Annotated in this window: 20 protein-coding genes; 17 read left to right on the forward strand and 3 right to left on the reverse strand. The window is 47.4% G+C overall.

What is annotated here, in order from left to right; translation table 11 throughout:
• Positions 1–6 precede the first annotated feature (6 nt).
• From H9L42_RS07430 to H9L42_RS07445, 4 genes are read left to right on the forward strand one after another with little or no spacing between them, the layout of a single operon-like run.
• Entirely contained in the window at positions 7–1,008 is a 1,002-nt protein-coding gene (locus H9L42_RS07430) for an FAD-binding protein (RefSeq protein WP_187302764.1), read from the forward strand.
• Positions 1,005–2,402, forward strand: a complete 1,398-nt coding sequence (locus H9L42_RS07435) for an FAD-binding oxidoreductase (protein ID WP_187302765.1) — start codon at positions 1,005–1,007, stop codon at positions 2,400–2,402. The genes H9L42_RS07430 and H9L42_RS07435 overlap by 4 nt, the downstream gene beginning before the upstream one ends.
• Positions 2,403–2,409: 7 nt before the next feature.
• On the forward strand, positions 2,410–3,699 hold the full coding sequence (locus H9L42_RS07440) for a nickel-dependent lactate racemase family protein (protein ID WP_187302766.1): 1,290 nt from the start codon (positions 2,410–2,412) through the stop codon (positions 3,697–3,699).
• Between the two features lie 3 nt (positions 3,700–3,702).
• Complete coding sequence (locus tag H9L42_RS07445) at positions 3,703–4,866, forward strand: pyridoxal phosphate-dependent aminotransferase (RefSeq protein ID WP_187302767.1); 1,164 nt, start codon at positions 3,703–3,705, stop codon at positions 4,864–4,866.
• Between the two features lie 212 nt (positions 4,867–5,078).
• Here the strand turns inward: H9L42_RS07445 and H9L42_RS07450 are convergent, their stop codons facing one another.
• Positions 5,079–5,489, reverse strand: coding sequence for a LuxR C-terminal-related transcriptional regulator (locus H9L42_RS07450; RefSeq protein ID WP_187302768.1), 411 nt, complete (start codon positions 5,487–5,489; stop codon positions 5,079–5,081).
• Between the two features lie 491 nt (positions 5,490–5,980).
• On the opposite strand from H9L42_RS07450, the gene H9L42_RS07455 reads away from it, so the two are divergent.
• Positions 5,981–6,340 carry a helix-turn-helix domain-containing protein gene (locus H9L42_RS07455; protein ID WP_187302769.1) on the forward strand — a complete coding sequence of 120 codons (360 nt, stop codon included), beginning with the start codon at positions 5,981–5,983 and terminating at the stop codon, positions 6,338–6,340.
• Positions 6,341–6,858: 518 nt separating this feature from the next.
• Positions 6,859–7,587 carry a sensor histidine kinase gene (locus H9L42_RS07460; RefSeq protein ID WP_187302770.1) on the forward strand — a complete coding sequence of 243 codons (729 nt, stop codon included), beginning with the start codon at positions 6,859–6,861 and terminating at the stop codon, positions 7,585–7,587.
• On the opposite strand, the gene H9L42_RS17355 is transcribed toward H9L42_RS07460, so the two are convergent.
• Entirely contained in the window at positions 7,576–7,710 is a 135-nt protein-coding gene (locus H9L42_RS17355) for a cyclic lactone autoinducer peptide (protein WP_187302771.1), read from the reverse strand. The two genes, H9L42_RS07460 and H9L42_RS17355, sit on opposite strands and share 12 nt — an antisense overlap.
• Positions 7,688–8,290, reverse strand: coding sequence for an accessory gene regulator B family protein (locus H9L42_RS07470; protein WP_187302772.1), 603 nt, complete (start codon positions 8,288–8,290; stop codon positions 7,688–7,690). Before H9L42_RS07470 ends, H9L42_RS17355 begins: the two co-directional genes overlap by 23 nt.
• Positions 8,291–8,451: 161 nt before the next feature.
• Here H9L42_RS07470 and H9L42_RS07475 point away from each other — a divergent pair, with 161 nt between their 5' ends.
• From H9L42_RS07475 to H9L42_RS07525, 11 genes are all read left to right on the forward strand, one after another.
• Complete coding sequence (locus H9L42_RS07475) at positions 8,452–9,207, forward strand: LytR/AlgR family response regulator transcription factor (protein WP_187302773.1); 756 nt, start codon at positions 8,452–8,454, stop codon at positions 9,205–9,207.
• 214 nt (positions 9,208–9,421) lie between these two features.
• Entirely contained in the window at positions 9,422–10,381 is a 960-nt protein-coding gene (gene argC / locus H9L42_RS07480; protein WP_187302774.1) for an N-acetyl-gamma-glutamyl-phosphate reductase, read from the forward strand.
• 221 nt (positions 10,382–10,602) lie between these two features.
• A complete protein-coding gene (gene argJ / locus H9L42_RS07485; RefSeq protein WP_187302775.1) occupies positions 10,603–11,820 on the forward strand; it encodes a bifunctional glutamate N-acetyltransferase/amino-acid acetyltransferase ArgJ in 1,218 nt (405 codons plus the stop codon).
• Between the two features lie 13 nt (positions 11,821–11,833).
• Positions 11,834–12,730, forward strand: coding sequence for an acetylglutamate kinase (gene argB, locus H9L42_RS07490; RefSeq protein ID WP_187302776.1), 897 nt, complete (start codon positions 11,834–11,836; stop codon positions 12,728–12,730).
• Entirely contained in the window at positions 12,717–13,886 is a 1,170-nt protein-coding gene (locus tag H9L42_RS07495) for an aspartate aminotransferase family protein (RefSeq protein ID WP_187302777.1), read from the forward strand. The genes argB and H9L42_RS07495 overlap by 14 nt, the downstream gene beginning before the upstream one ends.
• Before the next feature lie 104 nt (positions 13,887–13,990).
• A complete protein-coding gene (sigG, locus tag H9L42_RS07500; protein ID WP_187302778.1) occupies positions 13,991–14,761 on the forward strand; it encodes an RNA polymerase sporulation sigma factor SigG in 771 nt (256 codons plus the stop codon).
• Positions 14,762–15,013: 252 nt separating this feature from the next.
• A complete protein-coding gene (locus tag H9L42_RS07505; protein WP_187302779.1) occupies positions 15,014–15,829 on the forward strand; it encodes a tetratricopeptide repeat protein in 816 nt (271 codons plus the stop codon).
• Positions 15,830–15,851: 22 nt separating this feature from the next.
• A complete protein-coding gene (locus H9L42_RS07510; protein WP_187302780.1) occupies positions 15,852–16,790 on the forward strand; it encodes a DUF4037 domain-containing protein in 939 nt (312 codons plus the stop codon).
• 51 nt (positions 16,791–16,841) lie between these two features.
• On the forward strand, positions 16,842–17,471 hold the full coding sequence (locus H9L42_RS07515; protein ID WP_187302781.1) for a DUF4125 family protein: 630 nt from the start codon (positions 16,842–16,844) through the stop codon (positions 17,469–17,471).
• 30 nt (positions 17,472–17,501) lie between these two features.
• Positions 17,502–18,332 (forward strand): MerR family transcriptional regulator, encoded by an 831-nt coding sequence (locus tag H9L42_RS07520; protein WP_187302782.1) that lies wholly within the window; start codon positions 17,502–17,504, stop codon positions 18,330–18,332.
• A 31-nt stretch (positions 18,333–18,363) separates the two neighbouring features.
• Positions 18,364–18,747: a BMC domain-containing protein gene (locus H9L42_RS07525; RefSeq protein ID WP_187302783.1), complete on the forward strand. Its 384-nt coding sequence runs from the start codon at positions 18,364–18,366 to the stop codon at positions 18,745–18,747.
• The last annotated feature ends 2 nt before the right edge of the window (positions 18,748–18,749 follow it).

The following is an 18,749-nucleotide window of genomic DNA, read 5'->3' on the forward strand; positions in this document are numbered from 1 at the left end:
AAAAGCGTGGAGCAGAGACATAAAATTTTAATTCTGGCGGAACTGTGCGAAGGCGGCGTCCACAAAGTTGCCTATGAACTGATTGGAAAGGCTCTGGAGCTTTATCCTTCCGGAAAATCGGTTGTGGAATGTCTGATCCTTGGGAACGGGGAGCCGGACGTAGCCGAACTTTGCAGAAGAGGGGCCGAGACGGTTTATTATATGAAGGATCCGGCTTTTGAAGAGCCGGAAGAACAGCTCTATAAAGAAAATATCTGCGCGTTTATCAGAGAGCATGAACCGGAAATCGTGCTCATTGGAGCCACCTCTCTGGGAAGATCCCTGGGACCGAGGATCGCGGCGGCGCTGCGGACCGGCCTGACGGCCGACTGCACACAGCTGCAGATCAGTACGGAAGAAAAAACAGCGGGGAAACTGGAACAGATACGTCCGGCTTTCAGCGACAATATTTTAGCCCATATTGTAACCGGGACCATGCCTCAGATGGCAACCGTGCGGTACAAGGAATTTCCTGAAGCGGTTTCGGACAAGTCAAGGGAAGTTAATATAAAAGTGATAAAGCCGTATCGGACGGAAGTTTCCGGATGCAGGATTACGCGAGTGTATCGGGAGCTTCAGGAAAATATTCAGGACGCTCAGGTGATCGTGGCGGGAGGAAGAGGAATCCGCAAAAAAGAAGATCTGGCTCTCTTAAAAGAACTGGCGGATCTGCTGGGCGGACAGGTTGGTGTTTCCCGCGCCCTTGTAGACGCGGGACTTGCGGGAAGCTCTATGCAGGTCGGCTACAGCGGAAATCGGGTAAAGCCCGCTCTGTATATCGCCTGCGGAATTTCCGGAGCGCCGCAGCATCTGGCGGGAATGAAGGAATCGGACGTCGTAATTGCCGTCAATACAGACCCTTCCGCGCCAATCTTTTCTATCTGTGACTATGGCTATGTAGGGGATCTGTACCAGATCCTGCCGCAGATGATCGAAGATGTGAAAGCATGGAAGGGGGAAGAAAAATGAACCGGCAAATCATTGAAAAACTGACTGGAATCGTGGGAAGGGATTATCTGCTTACCGATAGACAGCAGGTTTCGGCTTATTTGTACGATCAGGTGGAAATCCCCCTGCGTCCGAAGGCCTCCGAAGGCTGTGTTGTGGTAAAACCCGCTTCCACGGAAGAAGTGTCGGCTATTGTTTCCCTGGCTTCTCAGGAAAATATTCCCGTCGTCGTGCGGGGCGGCGGTACGGGGCTTTGCGGAGCGGCGACGCCTGTTTATGACAGTATTATTATCAGTATGGAACGAATGAACCATATTCTGGAGATCGATGAAAAGAATATGATGGCTGTCATGGAAGCGGGGGTGACTCTGGCGGACCTTCTGGAGGAACTGGAAGGCCACGAGGGCATCGGCTTTCCGGTACACCCCGGCGATGAAGGGGCGCAGATGGGCGGCATGGTTTCCACCAATGCGGGGGGCGCCCGGGCAGTGCGCCATGGAATTATGCGGAATCATATCAAGGGCATCAAAGTGGTGCTGGCGGACGGCAGCGTCCTTTCTCTGGGAGGAAAACTTCTGAAGGACAATGCGGGCTACAATCTGATGCATTTGATTATCGGCAGCGAAGGAACCCTGGCGATTGTAACGGAAGTTACTCTGCGGATTTATCCGGAAGAAAAATACACCGCTTCCATTGTGGCTTCCTTTGATACCATTGAAGAAGCATCCTCCGCAGTGCTGGACGTAGTAAAAAGCGGCGTCTCGCCCCTGGCGGTGGAATATCAGGACAAAAAGCTGAATCTGGAGACGGCGGAGCTTTTGGGGCTCCACTGGCCGGTGAAGGAAGGCAGCGCGGATCTGATTATCATTCTCTCGGAGAAGACGGAAACCGCCCTGTACGACAACTGCCGGGCAATTGATCAAATCTGCGACCGCCACCATGCCAGAGAAGCGATGTTCGCGGGAACCAAGCAGGAGGAGGCAGACGTTTTAGCCATCCGAAGCGGCAGCTATGATGTCATCAAGGATGATATTTACCATTCCTTTGATATGGCAGTGCCGCCAAGCAGTATGCCGGAATTTTTAGGGGAACTGTGGAGGCTGGTGGATTCCTATGATACCAGAACCAATATCACCGCCCATATTGCGGACGGAAACGTGCATAATGATATTCTGCTGGTGGATGGCAAAGTGCCGGATTATCACAGAGAGCTGCAGGAAAAGATGTATCAGCTGTGCTTCTCCTATCATGGAACCATTACCGGGGAGCACGGAATCGGGAAGCTGCGGGTCGGAGATCTGCCGCTGCAGAAATCGCCGCGGGAAATGGAACTGATGGAGCAGATTAAAAAAGTCTTTGACCCCAAGTGTATTCTGAATCCGGGAACGGTGCTGCGTTCTCAGAGAGAGGAGTGATCCGGAAATGAAGATCGACCTGAAATACGGAGACGGTACAGTAGCGCTGGACTGTGACAAGCTGGCGAATTACGCGATCCTGGCCTCGGAAGAACGGGAGGCGCGGGAGGAAGAAGCTCTGATTCAGGAAGCTTTGGAGCATCCCATCGGAAGTCCCCGGCTGCGGGATCTGGCCAGCCCCTCGGATTCGGTCTGCATCGTGGTATCGGACATCAGCCGGGCGTATCAGAAAATGAGCCTTTTTCTGCCCTATGTGATTCGGGAATTGGAAGAGGCAGGAGTTCCGGATGAGCAGATTACGCTGCTGTGCGCCCTGGGCGCCCATTCTCCCCAGAGCGAGGAAGAAAAACGCCTGGTTCTGGGAGGACTTTACGGCAGATTTCGGTTTGTGGAGCATGACTGCCGGGATGAAAAGAATCTGGTTCATCTGGGAACAACACGCCATGGAACGCCGATCTGTGTTTCCCGTTACGCGGCGGAGGCGGATCTGGTTGTCCTGACAGGAGCGGTTACTTATCACGATATGGCAGGATTCGGCGGCGGAAGAAAATCCGTTATGCCGGGGATCGTATCTTATGAAGCGGTCTGCGCCAATCATCTGCGTGTTTTCGCCAAGGAACTGGGCGGTGGTCTGAATCCCGACTGCAGGCTGGGCAATCTTGAGGGAAATCCCATGCACGAGGACATGGTGGATGCCTGTGGGCTGTTGCGGCCGGCTTTTCTTTTCAACGTGGTGCTGGATGGAAACAATCGATACTATAAAGCGGTGGCAGGCGACTGGGAGCAGGCGTTCCGCAAAGGAACCGGGTATTGTGAAGAGGCGTGTATGGTTCCTATCAGACGGAAAGCGGATATTGCCATAGCCTGCTGCGGCGGTTATCCCAAAGACATGAATCTGTATCAGGCGTCAAAAGGCTACGCGGTAGGAATCGACGCGGTAAAACCGGGAGGCGCCGTCATTCTGCTGGCACGGTGTGAGGACGGGATGGGAGCGGACCCCTCTGTTTCCATTATAACCGATTACGACAGCCATCTGGAGCGGGAAAAGAAAATGCGGGAAGCCTTTGAGCCTGAAGCGTATTCCGGCTATTACATCTGCGAGATGGCAAACAAATACCGTCTGATGCTGGTTTCGGATTATCAGCCGGCAGAGGAGCTGGAAAAAAGCGGAGTTCAGATGTTTTCTTCTCTGGAGGAGGCGCTTGCCTGCGCGGGGGCGGAAAAAGAAAACGTTTTTACCTATGTCATACCGGCGGCCATGTCTATTGTGACAAAATTCGTAAAAGGGGAGGAATAAACGATGAAGCACAAGTTTGTAGCAAAGCGGTACTGGAAAGAAGAAGTGCCTCCTATGAGCATTGTGGATAAGCTGGCCCAGAGATACGATGATGTTATCGATCTGAGTCTGGGGGATCCGGATCTGGTTACCGATCCCATTATTATAGACAAAGCTTTTGAGGACGCGCGGAAGGGTCACACCAAGTATACGGATTTCCGCGGCGACGCCGAGCTGCGGCAGGAGATTTGCAATTACTATAAAGAAGAATACGATTACGAGGTAGACGATGAGGAAATCTTCGTTACCGCCAGCGGCACCCACGCCATGTGTCTTGCTTTCTGCGGCATTCTGGATCCGGGGGATGAAGTGATTATTCACGCGCCCTATTATACCTACTATACGACCCAGATCAAGTTCGCGGGCGGTGTTCCGGTGATTCTGGACTGTTACGAGGAAGAAGGCTTCCAGCTGAATGTGCAGCGGATGGAAACGCTGATTACCGAACGGACCAAAGCCATTGTGGTTAATACTCCTAATAACCCTACGGGAGTATGTATGACAAGAGAAACCCTCATGGCGGTGGCGGAGCTCGCGAAAAAATACGATCTGCTGGTGGTGGCCGATGACATTTACACGGCATACAGCTTTGGAGAGCCGTTTATTCCCATGACAAGCCTTCCGGGTATGAAAGAACGGACCATTACCCTCAACAGCTATTCCAAGGATTACACCATGACCGGCTGGCGGGTCGGACAGATTATCGCGCCTCCGCCGGTGATTCGCGCCATTAATTCCGTAAACGACGCGGTTATGTTTACCGCGCCTTCCATTTCTCAGAGAGCGGCTATTCACGCCATCCGCAACCGGAAGACTGTGCAGCCGCCGATGATCGAGGAATATAAGAAAAGAGTATTCTACGCCGCGGATCGGATTAACGCGATGAAGAATCTTTCGGTGATGCCGCCCCAGGGGACGTTCTATCTTCTCATCAACATCAAAAAACTGGGAATGGACTGTATGCGGGCCAGCGATCTGATTCTCAACGAAGCTCATGTGTTGACTGTTCCGGGCATTTCCTTCGGAGCCTGCGGGGAAGGGTATGTGCGTATCGCCTGCACGAAGGAAATTGAAGTTCTCAAAGAAGCCTTCGACCGGATGGAGAAGGTGAAGGCGCTGGTAGAGTGATGCGCGAACTCGAAAACGGGAATTTTATAAACATTTAATAGTATTTTAAAATTGTTTTCATTATTTCAGCCTTTCTGGGAGACAGATGTGTTAAAAGCACAATTTTGCCCCGGAAAATTTGCTCCTTGAACGCTGGGGCCCCGAAAAATATGGAAACAATTTTTATTTTTTGCAAAGTGTTGATAAAAACGGCCGCAGGCAACCGGAAGCATTTATATTTCCCTATCAAGAAAATGAAGCTGCCAGCGGTGCTGAATGTTCAGCTTGCCATATAAGTTATAAATATGGCATCTCAGAGTGTTTTCCGAGATGCAGAGCTTTTCCGCGATTTGTTCATTTTCCAGCCCATCAAGCAACAACTCCAGAATTTCTTCTTCTCTGTGCGTGAGACAGTAGGTCTCCCGAAACCAAGATATGGATTTTCTCGGAGAAGTGTTCTGCTGTTTACGATCCTGGAAGAGCCGGATGGACAGATGCTCTTTCAGACTGTCCAGAAAGAAAATTTCTTTATCTGAGAAATTATGAGAATCTTTCGAGCGGAACAGAGTCAGAAGCCCCAAGCAGGTATCTTCATGGGCGCAGACAATCTGAGCCCCGAAATGCAGGTCATAAGGAACAAACATTCAGAAAAACAGGCAGGATAGAGAAACAAATAAATTAAGAAGTTTTTTCGCTTGGCGTCTGATAACTTGTTCTCAGGCGCCTTTCCTATGTTTGAAAATCAGGCTGCAGAAGAATTTTATCAACATTTCGCAGTTTTTTGTATTTGTTTCTATTTTTTTCAGCGTTCCAGAGATACAATTTACTTAAAGCAGCTGTTTTTCGGCAAATCTGCTCATATATAGAGCCCAAAGCCGGGAAATTTTAGTAACAATTTGTGTTTTACATAGAATGTTGATAAAGCTTTCCAATCAGGCCGTATTGCACGCATCTGCGGACAGATGAATGTTTATGCGGCTGCCTTGGCAGTCCTTTCTGTATGTGTGATTTTAATGGAATTGCATAAAATGGCGAAAAAATATTAAAAAAATGTATTTACAATATAAATCGTATTTTCAAGTTATTCTAATATGAATCTATTGTACATAAAATAAGAGAAAAAAAGGGGTGTGCAATGGAGATTAAGTATTACGATTTAGGAAAACGAATCCAAACAGCGAGAAAAGAAAAGGGAATGACGCAGGAAGAACTGGCTGAAAAAGTAGGAGTGGGAAACAGCCATATCAGTCATGTGGAAACGGGAAAGGCGGTGCCCAGCCTTGCTTTAATTATTAATATTATGAACGCGTTGGAACTGACACCGGATGAACTGATCTGTGGCTATGTGAACAATCCAAGCGCTAATGTACCTCTGAAAAAGGAAATCGCGGGGATTCTGGAGGATTGTTCCGCAAGGGAACTGCAGTTTCTCAGTGGATGCCTTATGATTCTGAAAACTCTGCTGCGCAGTTATGATAGTGCAAAGGAAGAATGATGACTTACATCTACCATTTTACCGCGTCCGGGCTGGAGGTGTTTACAATATGTTGTATGCTCAGTATATTACGGCAAAATTATTGGAATATAAAGAAGATTATAAGTATAACTATAATATTGTCTTTGATAACTACACTTCTCGACGAGTGGGAGATTGATATAAATATTGGAGGGAATCTGTTATTAAGCGCAGTAATGATAAAATTATTTTATCATTACAAAGTTTTTGAGGCTGTTTTCGATGCAGTCTGTAGTGTTACACTAGTAGCAACGGTGGAAATGCTGACGACGATGATTTGTTGTTATATAGATCCTTTATTTTTCGAAGATGAAAAGAAGGTTCTAATTTATTTGGTAGGTATTGTTGCTTTTTTTCTTATGATTTTGAAGGCAACAAGGAAAAGAAAAAAGATTTGGTTCTACTACCAAAAATACCAGAGTAGCATTTGGGTTATTTGTTTCAATTTTATTCTTATACAATTAGCAGAAATGTACAATTGGAATCAAACTGAAACGATGAACATTAGTATTGTAGCCTTGGTATTAGCAGCAGTTATTTCAAACATGCTGCTTGCCTTTAAGCTCATAAAAAATCAACAGCAGAAGGAAGAGCTGAATAAACAGAAAGAACTGATGGAACTTAAAGAGTCTTTTTTACAGCAGATGGCGGCAGAACAGCATGATTTCGCAAAACATCTTCGGGCAATCAAAAGCCTTCTGAACGTCAGTGAGGATAGAGAGCGCAGATCGGAAGCAGCGGCTTATGTGGAAGAGCTGATTGCGGAGCGCGAAGGGAAAAAGAGCATGATGTACGCGGGAGACGGTATTCTCTCAGCCATTTTACATGATAAGCGAAAAGAGGCGGAACGAAAAGGAGTTGCTTTCCACGTATTAGCGAGACAGACAGAAAAGAAACTCCCTCTTTCTCAGACAGAACAGGTGGAGCTGGTGGGAAATCTTCTGGACAATGCCTTTGAAGCGGTGGAGAGAATGGAAACAGAAAGGCGGAAAGTGTTCTTTGAAATAGGAGAGCGGAGAGGTACCGTGTTTCTTCAGACAATCAACAGCCTTCCGGAGGAAAGTCCGGCAGCCGAGCAGATGTTGGAGCGGGGCGTTTCTACAAAGCGGGGCCACCTGCGGGGATACGGCCTCGCCAACGTAAAGAATATCGTCGAAGCGCACGGCGGGCGCCTTGAAATTCAGAAAAACGATGAGATCATCGTAATCCGCGTCTTATTTCAGTAACTCTTCCGGGCAGTCCGGCTCACCATGGTGTAAGAATGTTGAAGTATTTGCAGCAGTGTCCGCAAAGAAAACCAGCGCTAAAGTGAAAACGGGCAGAACTTTATAAAGCATTTTTTTGAACATCGTGTAGACCTCCAATCGATTTTTTATGTTTGAAATAGCGGTAGACAGACTGCGCGATCATTTGTACAGCCTGCAATACCAGATAGCATACCCCGCAGTTTTGCAAATAAGCCGGAGCCGGGGCAAATGTAAGGATCAGGCTCCAGGCAAGTGTAAAAAGGATCGACCATTTTTTACAGAGACGATAGCGCTCCTTTGTTTTAAACGGACGTTTGTAAGAGGCAATCGGAGAAAGCAGACAGATGACGGCTGCGCAAATCCACAAAGCAGACAAAAAAACGGATTGCGAAATCGGCAGGCGCGGCAGTAGCAGAATTCCGAGACCCATAGTCACAAGCCCCATGCAGAAACAACCCACATTGGTTCTCATATGAATTCCCCCGGCAAAGGTACGAATTGTGCAGGACATTGCCAGCCATAAAAGAAACTCAGGAAAATATCCCGCGAGAAAAAACAGAATTCCGTAAAGAACCGTTTTGATCGATTCATTTCGTACAAGTTCCGAGGCATAAGAAATTTTCAGTCGATCCAGATCACTGAGTCCGGGCTGCGATAAAAGCAATTTCTTGAATTTTGCCACGATTTCACCTGCTTTCCTTAATTAGAACGATTACTAAGTCTTTCAAACATCTCACTGCTGAATATAATGGGGAATGTCCGCTGGTTCAAGGGACGTGATATAAAATTACAGAATACGTCACAAAAGAGTCGAAGTATAAATAGGAACAGGAGATAAAGAAAATGAAAGGATTGATTATTGAAGACGAAAAAGCAGACGCCGAAGATCTGCATGATTTATTGAGACACTTGCAGCCGGCCCTTTCCTGCAGAGTGTTTGAGGATGGAGAAATCGCGCTGAGATATATTAAGAGGCAGCAGGAAAAGATTGATGTTTTCTTCATTGATCGAAAGCTTCCTCAGATGGACGGCTTTACACTGGCTTCAAAAATTCGAGAAATTCCCGGATACACTTTGACGCCAATTGTCTTTGTAACCGGGTATTCCATGGGACAGCTGGACGCGTTTCACGAATATCATTGCTACAGCTATTTGGTAAAGCCGTTGACAAAAGAATCGGTAGAACGCAGTATCGGCTCTCTGCTGCAAAATCTGGATCAGCAGCCGGCGCGCAGAAAAATGAAACGAGTGATTCCTCTTACCATCGGAGATGAGCTTAAGTTTGTAGACGCGGGCGCGATTTTGGGAGTGGAAGTCCTGGGAAGGAACTGCTATGTTCATGCGGGGAAACGCAGTTATCCTCTTTTGTATAAAAATATGGATACGGCGCTCAAAGAAATCGGGGAACCCTATTGCGTGCGATGCCACAGATCCTACGCAGTCAATTTAAAGAACGTAATCGATATTCAGAAACTGCGGAGAAATATCTGGGCGCCGGTCTTTTCGGTGGAAACAACCTTTCACTGTGAAATTAGCAAATCTTATTATTCTAAAATCATGGAGCTTTATAAAGAAGTTCTTATAAAGGATCTTTTGTAAGAGTCGGGATTTGAATTCCGCAGCCTTCCGTTAAAAAAACACGGGAGGCTTTTTTCATTGTATATTTGGTTGGCTTGAATATTCAGTAAGATTGAATAAATATGCGTACACTATAATAAAAATCCTAAAAAGCTATTGATTTTTCGGAAAAATAAAGGTATGATAGTGTGTATATTTTTCATTTACCTTGCTAAGGTGATAAAGGAGACAGCAAATGAAGAAACCTTTTAAAATTTTTATTGACGGCGGCGAAGGAACGACTGGTCTGAAGATCCACGAACGGTTCCGGGGAAGGCAGGATCTGGAGCTTTTACAGATTGAGGAAGAAAAGCGCAAAGACCCTGAGCAAAGGCGGCGGCGAATCAATGAATCGGACATTACCTTTCTCTGTCTGCCCGACGCGGCGGCAAGAGAAGCGGTTTCTATGATAGAGAAAGATAACGACCATACGAAGATCATCGACGCTTCTACGGCGCATCGTATTTCCCCGGACTGGGCATACGGATTTCCTGAGCTTTCAGGGGAGCACAGAGAGCGAATCCGGACTTCCAGCCGGGTGGCGGTGCCGGGCTGTTATGCCAGCGGATTTATTTCCTGCGTATACCCTCTTGTGCAAGCAGGCGTGATGCCAAGGGATTATCCGGTCACCTGCCATGGCATTTCCGGATACAGCGGAGCGGGAAAGAAGATGATCGCGGTTATGGAAGGCGGCGATAAGCCCAGGGAATGTGAGTCTCCCAGACAGTACGCTCTGGGGCAGAGCCACAAACATCTTCCGGAGATGCAGAAGATCTGCGGGCTTTCTTACAAGCCGATGTTCAATCCGATTGTGGATGATTATTACAGCGGAATGGTGGTATCGGTGCCCCTGCATGTACGGTGCCTTGCGAAACCATATACAGTGGAAGAAATTCACCGGATTCTCAGCGAACACTATGCGGGACAGACCTTTGTCAAGGTGATGGAACCGGGCGGGACGGAAACCTTAAAAGACGGATTCCTTCCGGCGAATACGCTGGCGGACACCAATCTGATGCAAATTTTCGTCTGCGGAAACGAAGAGCAGATTCTGATCGCTTCCCGTCTCGATAATCTGGGAAAAGGCGCTTCCGGCGCGGCGGTGCAGTGCATGAATATTATGATGGGGATTGATGAAACCACCGGATTGCTTTAGAACGAAGCGGTGATTTGTATCCTGTGGCGGCAATTTAAGCCAAATGGATACAAAAGTTTCCCCTTTGGAAGCTTACGATTTTGAGAAAAGCGGAACTGAAGCGGATTTTCATAAGAATGAATCCGCAAGCCCATTACTTTTGTATCCACCTGGGGCATTTCTCAGGCAGGGGATACAAAATTCAAAAAATAAACATTGAGGACAGAAAGGATAAGGAAAAGATGAATTATATTGACGGAGGAGTGTGCGCTCCGGCAGGTTTTCAGGCGGCCGGCGTGCATTGCGGAATCAGAAGCAAAAACACAGAGAAAAAGGATCTGGCGCTGATCGTCAGTGACAGATTGTGCAGCGCGGCGGCTGTATATACGACGAATAAAGTAAAGGGCGCGCCCATCGCGGTGACGAAAGCCCATCTGGAAAATAGAAAAGCCCAGGCGGTAATCTGCAACAGCGGAAATGCCAACACCTGCGCGCCCAACGGACGGGAAATCGCGGAGAAAACCTGCCAGCTGACCGCCGAATATACCGGCATCCCGGCAGAAGATATTATCGTTTGCTCCACCGGAGTCATCGGGGAACCTCTCAGCATGGAGCCTTTTGAACGCGGCATGGGCCCCCTTGTCCAGGCTCTGAGCGCGGACGGGGGAACGATGGCGGCGGAAGCCATTATGACCACAGATACCGTTTCCAAGGAATGTGCCGTAGAATTTGAACTGGGCGGCAAAACCTGCCATATTGGCGCGACGGCAAAGGGAAGCGGCATGATTAACCCCAATATGGCAACCATGCTTTCCTTTATTGCCACGGACGCGGCTGTTTCCCCGGAAATGCTGCAAAAAGCCTTGTCGGAAGACATTAAAGATACATACAACCAGCTTAGCGTGGACGGAGATACCTCCACCAACGATACGGTGGCGATTATGGCCAACGGAGCGGCGGGAAACAAAGAGATTACAGAAGAAGGACCGGAATTTGAGACCTTCTGCCGCGCCCTGAGAATGGTAACCGAGGTACTGACCAAAAAACTTGCCAGAGACGGAGAAGGCGCCACAAAACTCATCGAATGCCAGGTGAAAGGCGCGCCGGATGCAGATGCCGCGAGAATCCTCTCAAAATCTGTAATTTCTTCGGATTTGTTTAAGTCCGCTATGTTCGGGGAGGACGCCAATTGGGGAAGAGTACTCTGCTCCCTGGGCTATGCGAGAGCCGACTTTGACGCCAGCGATATTCAGGTAGAAATGGGTTCTGGGAAAGGCGTGATAAAAGTCTGCGAACATTCGGCACTGTATCCCCACAGCGAAGAAGAGGCGGCGGAAATTTTGGCGGAAGAAGAGATTACAATTTATGTGGATTTGCATCAGGGCAAGGGCGAGGCAAAAGCCTGGGGCTGTGATTTAACCTACGATTATGTTAAAATAAACGGGGATTATCGTTCATAAGGAGGGCTAAGCGGTGGTAAATCAAAAGTATTTAGATAAAGCGGAAGTCTTAGTCGAAGCCCTGCCGTACATTCAGCGGTTCAATCGTAAAATTATCGTTATTAAATATGGCGGCAGCGCGATGCTGGACGAAGAGCTGAAGAAAAAAGTCATTGAAGACGTCGTACTATTAAAGCTGGTCGGCTTTAAGCCGATTATCGTTCACGGCGGAGGAAAGGAAATCAGCCGGTGGGTGGAAAAAGTGGGGATGGAGCCTCGCTTCATAAAGGGCCTGCGGGTAACAGATGAGGATACGATGGAACTGGTGGAAATGGTTCTGGGCAAAGTTAATAAAGAACTGGTGACCCTGGTTCAGTCTCTGGGGGTAAAAGCCGTCGGCGTCAGCGGAAAAGACGGCGGGATGCTCCAGGTGTCCAAAAAGCAGGTGGAAGGCGGAGATATCGGTTATGTAGGGCGGATTGAGGAAGTAAACCCAAAGGTTCTGTATGATCTGCTGGAAAAAGACTTTCTGCCGATTGTATTCCCGGTGGGACTGGACGAACATTTTCATACCTACAACATTAACGCCGATGACGCGGCCTGCGCCATCGCGAAATCGGTCAACGCGGAAAAGCTGGCGTTCCTGACAGACATTGACGGCGTATATAAAGATCCGGATGATCCGAAAACTCTGATCCCGGAACTTTATGTAAATGAGGCGGAGCAGCTGATTGAGGATGGATATATCGGAGGGGGAATGCTTCCGAAACTCAACAACTGTATTGACGCGATCCGCTGCGGCGTCTCCAGAGTCCATATCCTTGACGGGCGAATCCCTCACAGTATGCTGCTTGAAATTTTTACGGACAAGGGAGCCGGAACGGCGATTTTATGCGAAAGAGAGGCGAAATACTACAATGAAGAAGATTGATGTCAAAAAGATGGACCGGGAGAAAATCGTAGGCACCTACGGGCGTTTTGATCTGGTGGCGGATCATGGAAAGGGCGCCGTATGCGTCGATGAGGAAGGAAAGGAATATATCGACTTTACCGCGGGGATCGGCGTGAACTCCCTGGGATTCTGTGACGATGAATGGGTAAAGGCGGTCACGAAACAGCTCAAAAAACTGCAGCACGTTTCCAATCTTTTCTATACAGAACCGCAGGCGCGGGTCGCGGATATTCTGACTCAAAGAACCGGTATGAAAAAAGTCTTTTTCGCCAATTCCGGCGCGGAAGCAAATGAAGTAGCTATCAAAACAGCCCGCAAATACAGTAACAACAAGTACGGAAATGATATCAACTGGATTGTGACGCTGGAAAACTCTTTTCACGGGAGAACCATGGGCACGATTACCGCTACCGGCCAGGATGCCTATCATAAGGATTTTTATCCATTTTTGGGACATTTCGCTTACTGCAGGCCGGATGATATTGACGATCTTTATGAGAAAGTAACGGATCAGACCTGTGCCATTATGATGGAAATGGTGCAGGGAGAGGGAGGCGTTGTCAATCTCAGTAAGGAGTTTGTCAAGGCCGCGGAAGAATTGTGCCAGAGAAAGGATATGCTGCTGATTATCGATGAGGTTCAGACCGGGATCGGCAGAACGGGAAAACTGTTCGCCTATGAATATTTTGACGTAAAACCGGACATCGTAACCTTTGCCAAGGGAATTGGCGGAGGACTTCCTATCGGCGGCGCCCTGTTCGGCGAGCGGGCCTGCGATGTGCTGAAACCCGGAAACCACGGCACGACCTATGGAGGGAACCCCGTAGCCTGCGCCGGCGCGTTGGAAGTGCTGAACCGCATTGACGATGCCTTTTTAACGGAAGTAGAGAAAAAAGGTGTCTATTTTAAGGAAAAACTGTCGGCAATTCCGGAGGTATCTTCCATTTCCGGCATGGGCCTGATGATAGGTGTTGAATTGAAGAAAAAGAATGCCAAAGACGCGGTGAACGAAGCATTGGAAAAAGGCCTGATGATCCTGACAGCAAAGGAAAAAATCCGGCTTCTGCCGCCCCTTACAATTACCTATGAAGAGATCGACAAAGGTCTGAAAATCTTAGAAGATGTCTTAAAATAGCTTTACGCCTATAGAATAAAAAGCCTTCGGTCTGCGCATAAATAAGATAGGGAAGAAACGCCCGCGCTTAAGGGGAGCAAAGCGAGGATGCGAGGACCTTATTTATGGCTAACAAGGTTGAAATCTGTGGGGTGAATACGGCAAAACTGCCCCGCTATAGGGACAAAGAGATGATGGAAATGATCGAAAAGGTCAAGGCGGGAGATGAAGAGGTAAGAGAGGAATTTATAAAAGGGAATCTGCGTCTTGTGTTAAGCGTAATTCAGAGATTTAACAATCGGGGAGAAAATCCCGATGATCTGTTCCAGGTGGGATGCATCGGACTGATTAAAGCCCTGGATAATTTCGACACATCCCATGGCGTAAAATTCAGCACCTATGCGGTGCCAATGATTATCGGAGAAGTGCGGAGGTATCTTCGGGATAACAATAGTATCCGTGTATCCCGTTCTCTTCGGGATACGGCATACAAAGCGCTGCAGGCAAAGGAAAAGCTGGAGCGTCTGCTGCAGCGGGAGCCTAACGTGACGGAAATTGCCAAAGAACTGGATATGAAGCGGGAAGATATCGTGTTGGCGTTGGATTCCATCCAGGATCCGATTTCACTATTTGAACCGGTCTTTCACGATAACGGAGATGCGGTCTATGTGATGGATCAGGTCAAAGATATGAAGAATACAGACGCCAAGTGGATTGAGAATATCTCCCTGTCTGAAGCGATGAAAAAGCTTTCCCCCAGGGAACGGAATATTCTTACGATGCGTTTCTTTGAGGGAAAGACCCAGATGGAAGTGGCCCAGGAAATTTCCATCAGCCAGGCGCAGGTATCCAGATTGGAAAAAAACGCGCTTAAATACATGCGCAAATACGTGTAGACACTGGAAGCACCACCAGGAAAGGCAATTGAAAATGTGTCCCCTTTTCAGATGTAGAAACAGAAAACTATATTTGAAAAGGGGCCTTTTATAATTTTTGCAATCGATAAAATTATCCATAATTTATGGGTGTTTTCTTGAACATAGATTTTATGCTTGTCTAAGGCCTTTTCCCTTGACTTCTCTGATCCAAAGGGGATATACTTGAGTATAAAATGAAAACGGTTACAATCATAGAAAGGGGGAAGAAGGATGGACGACAGAATTGATATACAGGAATTTTATAAAGGTTTGGACATTATGTTCCAGAAAAAAGACAGCAAAGAAACCATGCGGTATCTGGATAGCTGGCTGAAAACGGCAGAAGAAAAAGCAGATCGCTCTGGGATTGTGGCAGTCTGCAACGAGCTGGGAGGTTTGTGCCGTGTGACCGGACAGATTGAACGGGCTAAGGAGCTTTACCGCAGAGTACTGGAAAATCTGGAGCAGATGGGACTTTCGAGCACAGAGCATTACGCGACAGCGCTGATCAATATGGGAGATGTCTATATCAATGGAAAGGAACCGCAACAGGCGCTGGAGCTGTTTCTAAAGGCAAGAACACTGCTGGAAAAATGCGGCCTGACCGGGGATTACCGTATGGCGGCGCTGTGCAATAATATCAGCGCGATCTACCGAGATACCGGTCAGTTCGCGGAAGCGGAGCAGGATCTGGATATCGCCTTCCGGATTATACGAGGGCTTCCCCAATACAGGGGGGAATTGGCCACAACCTATATTAATCTGGGCGAACTGCAGGTGCGGCAGAACAAACTGGAAATGGCAAGAGAAAGCTTTGAAGAAGCGATTCGGATTTTTGAAGAGGATACCGGAGGTCAGGACGTTCATTATTCCGCGGCTTGTGCTGGACTGGGTGAAGTCTTTTTTCTTACGGGAAGACTGGAGGAATCCGAAAAATATTATGAGAAGGCGATGCGGCTGATCGAGCGTGATTTCGGAAAGACTCCGTATTACAGTATGATGGCGGAAAATCTGCAAAAGGTCCGCCAGAGCCGGCAAAAGCGGTAGCCAGGGACGGAGGTAGCAGACTATGAAAGGAATGGAGCTTGCGAAAGCGTATTTTGAAGAGTATGGAATTCCGATGATTGAGAAAAATTTTGCTCCGTATCAGGGAAAGATTGCAGCAGGATTGGTAGGGGAAGGATCGGAATGTCTGGGATACGACGATGAATTTTCTCAGGATCACGATTTTGGACCGGGGTTTTGCGTCTGGATTCCAGAAGATGTTTACCGGGAAATCGGCAATGCCATGCAGGCGGCTTATGACAGCCTGCCGAAAACTTATCGCGGTTTTACGCGAATTCAGTCGGCGCAGGCGGACAAGCGTGTCGGAATATTTTCGTTGGAACGATTTTATCAGAAATATACAGGTCTTACCCATGCTCCTAAGGATAATTTGGAATGGTTTCGTATACCAGAGAGCTTTCTTGCTACTGCAGTAAATGGACAGGTTTTCCGTGACCCAATGGGAACTTTTTCGCAGATACGGAGTATTCTGAAAGATTTTTATCCTTTGGATGTTATGAAAAAAAAGCTGGCGGCGAGGGCTGCTGTTATGGCACAGGCGGGACAGTACAATTATCCCCGCTGTATGAAACGGGGCGACAGCTACGCGGCGTATCTGGCCTGCGGAGAATTTGTGCGAGCGGCGCTTTCCGCGATTTATCTGCTGAATGAACGCTACATGCCCTTTTATAAATGGGCGTTTCGGGGTGCAGATGAGTTGAAGATCCTTTCTGGAACGGTCCATGAACTGAAGGAATTAGTACTGCTCAGTGACGAAATGGAAAACCGGAGCCGGAAGGAATGGTTAATAGAAGATATATGTATTGAAGTAGGAAGGGAACTGAACCGGAAGGGCTTTACACGTACAACAGATGCGTTTCTGCAAAGTCATGGCGAGGAACTGATGAGGAGCATTCGCGACCAGAGGCTCAGCAGTCTTCCGATTATGGTGGATTGTAGATAAAACAAACATCTCAAAAATGAAAGAAGGAATACCGTAAAAAGGAGGGAGATTATGCGAGAAGAAATAAAACGAAAAAACAGCCAGAAAGATGAATTGATCAATCAGATCATTGAGATGGAGTGGGAGATGTTCGATCATGTTCACAACGCGGGGGGGCGTGCTCCATGTCAGGATGACGAATGGACTTTTTATACAATGAGGTACAGTCAGCATAACGCGTTTAGCGCCGATACCCTGAAAAGCTATGAGCAAGATCTCCTGCAGGCAATTCGGGAGGGGCGGAACCTTCTGACTGAAAAATACGCCTATATGATGGAATTTACAGATCCCGATTATTTTGATCAGAATCTGAGAGATCATCTGCCGCGGATTTCGCCGGAAAAAGCGGAATTGGTGGATCAGATCGCAAACCTTCTGATTCGGGGAGAAAAAGAATTCGCGGAACAGTATCCGATTTTCAGCGGTACAGGACGGCCTCTTTTCGGAACCGGGGAACAAGATGTGTCTTTTCATATCTACGCGATTGGAGAACTGAAAACCTATTCCGTAAGAACCCTGCTTTTGTACCTTCAGGATATACATAAAGAGAGGAATCCTTCTTTTGTGATTCACAGGACAACGGCGGAGTTTTATGGATACAAAAATTTAGACGATGCGGAACAAAAACTGAGAACCAGATGAGAATGAGCAAAAATTGAGGGAGGGCGTTTGATGAATGATGAGCAGCTCTATACGATTGGTGAAGTAAGTAAAATTTGTAATGTTTCCAGAAAAGCGCTGCGCTTTTATGACAAGATTGGCATTATCCGCCCGGATAAAATCTCCGAGGAAAACGGTTACCGGTTTTACAGCAGAGAAACGCTGCTGTTTGTGCCGGTTATTAAGTATTTTAAACAGATGGGATTCAAGTTGGAGGAAATGAGGGAATTTCTGAAGGGCAGCTCCTACTCTGCTCATGAAAAGGGGTTTCGGGAAAAAATCGCGGAACTGAAAAAACAGGAAGAAGAAATTCATACCGCGTATACCTCCGTTCAGGACTGGTATGATCTGATTGTAGAGGCAGAAAGTGTGATCGAAAATCAGGTTACAGAGGTTTCCGTCAAATACAGCGACGCGTTAACTACCTGTTATCTGGAACAGGACTTCAATTATAATTATATGGATTCTATCATCAATATTAACTGGACGAACTACCTGGAGGAAATCGGGAAGGCTATTACCGGACCGGTTATTTTATGGTTTCCTAATTGCAGAGAAAAAATGCAGGGGAAACCGACAAAAGCGAGGATCCTGCAGAAAATTATTTCCGACTGCGGAAATAATCCGGTTATGACTCTGGGCGGCTGTATGGTGGCGTCCTGCTATCATATTGGACCCCATGAAACGATCCGTGAAACATATGATAAAGTTTTCAGATGGACACAGGAGCACGGATATCGGTGTGGAGAAGATTCGACTGAGCGATATGTGACTGATTACTGGACAACCCGAAAGAGCGAGAATTTTGTTACGGAAGTAATTATTAAGGTAACAAGAAATTAAGAAAGGAAATCAAACAGGAAAGGAGATTTTTATGGATATAAAAGATTTGATCCCTCAGGATGAGAAGGGACAGCTTAGAATTATACAGGAGCTGGTGCCGGGTAAGCAGATCACTCTGGCCCATGTCATCGGCGGACCGAGACCGATTGTATATAAAAAACTGGGATTGAATCCGGAAATTGATTATCAGAATTCGGCAATCGGAATTCTCAATGTGAGTCCTCAGGAATCGGCTGTTATTGCCAGTGATATAGCCATCAAGGCGGGGGATGTATACCTTGGATTTGTGGATCGATTCAGCGGAACGCTAATCATAACAGGGAGATTGTCCGAGGTAGAAACCGCTATGAATGAAATCGTTGACTATTTCAAAAATGAACTGGGTTATACGACCTGCGACATTACAAGAAGGTAGGC

This window comes from Zhenpiania hominis (assembly GCF_014333425.1).
GTDB lineage: Bacteria > Bacillota > Clostridia > Peptostreptococcales > Anaerovoracaceae > Hominibacterium > Hominibacterium hominis.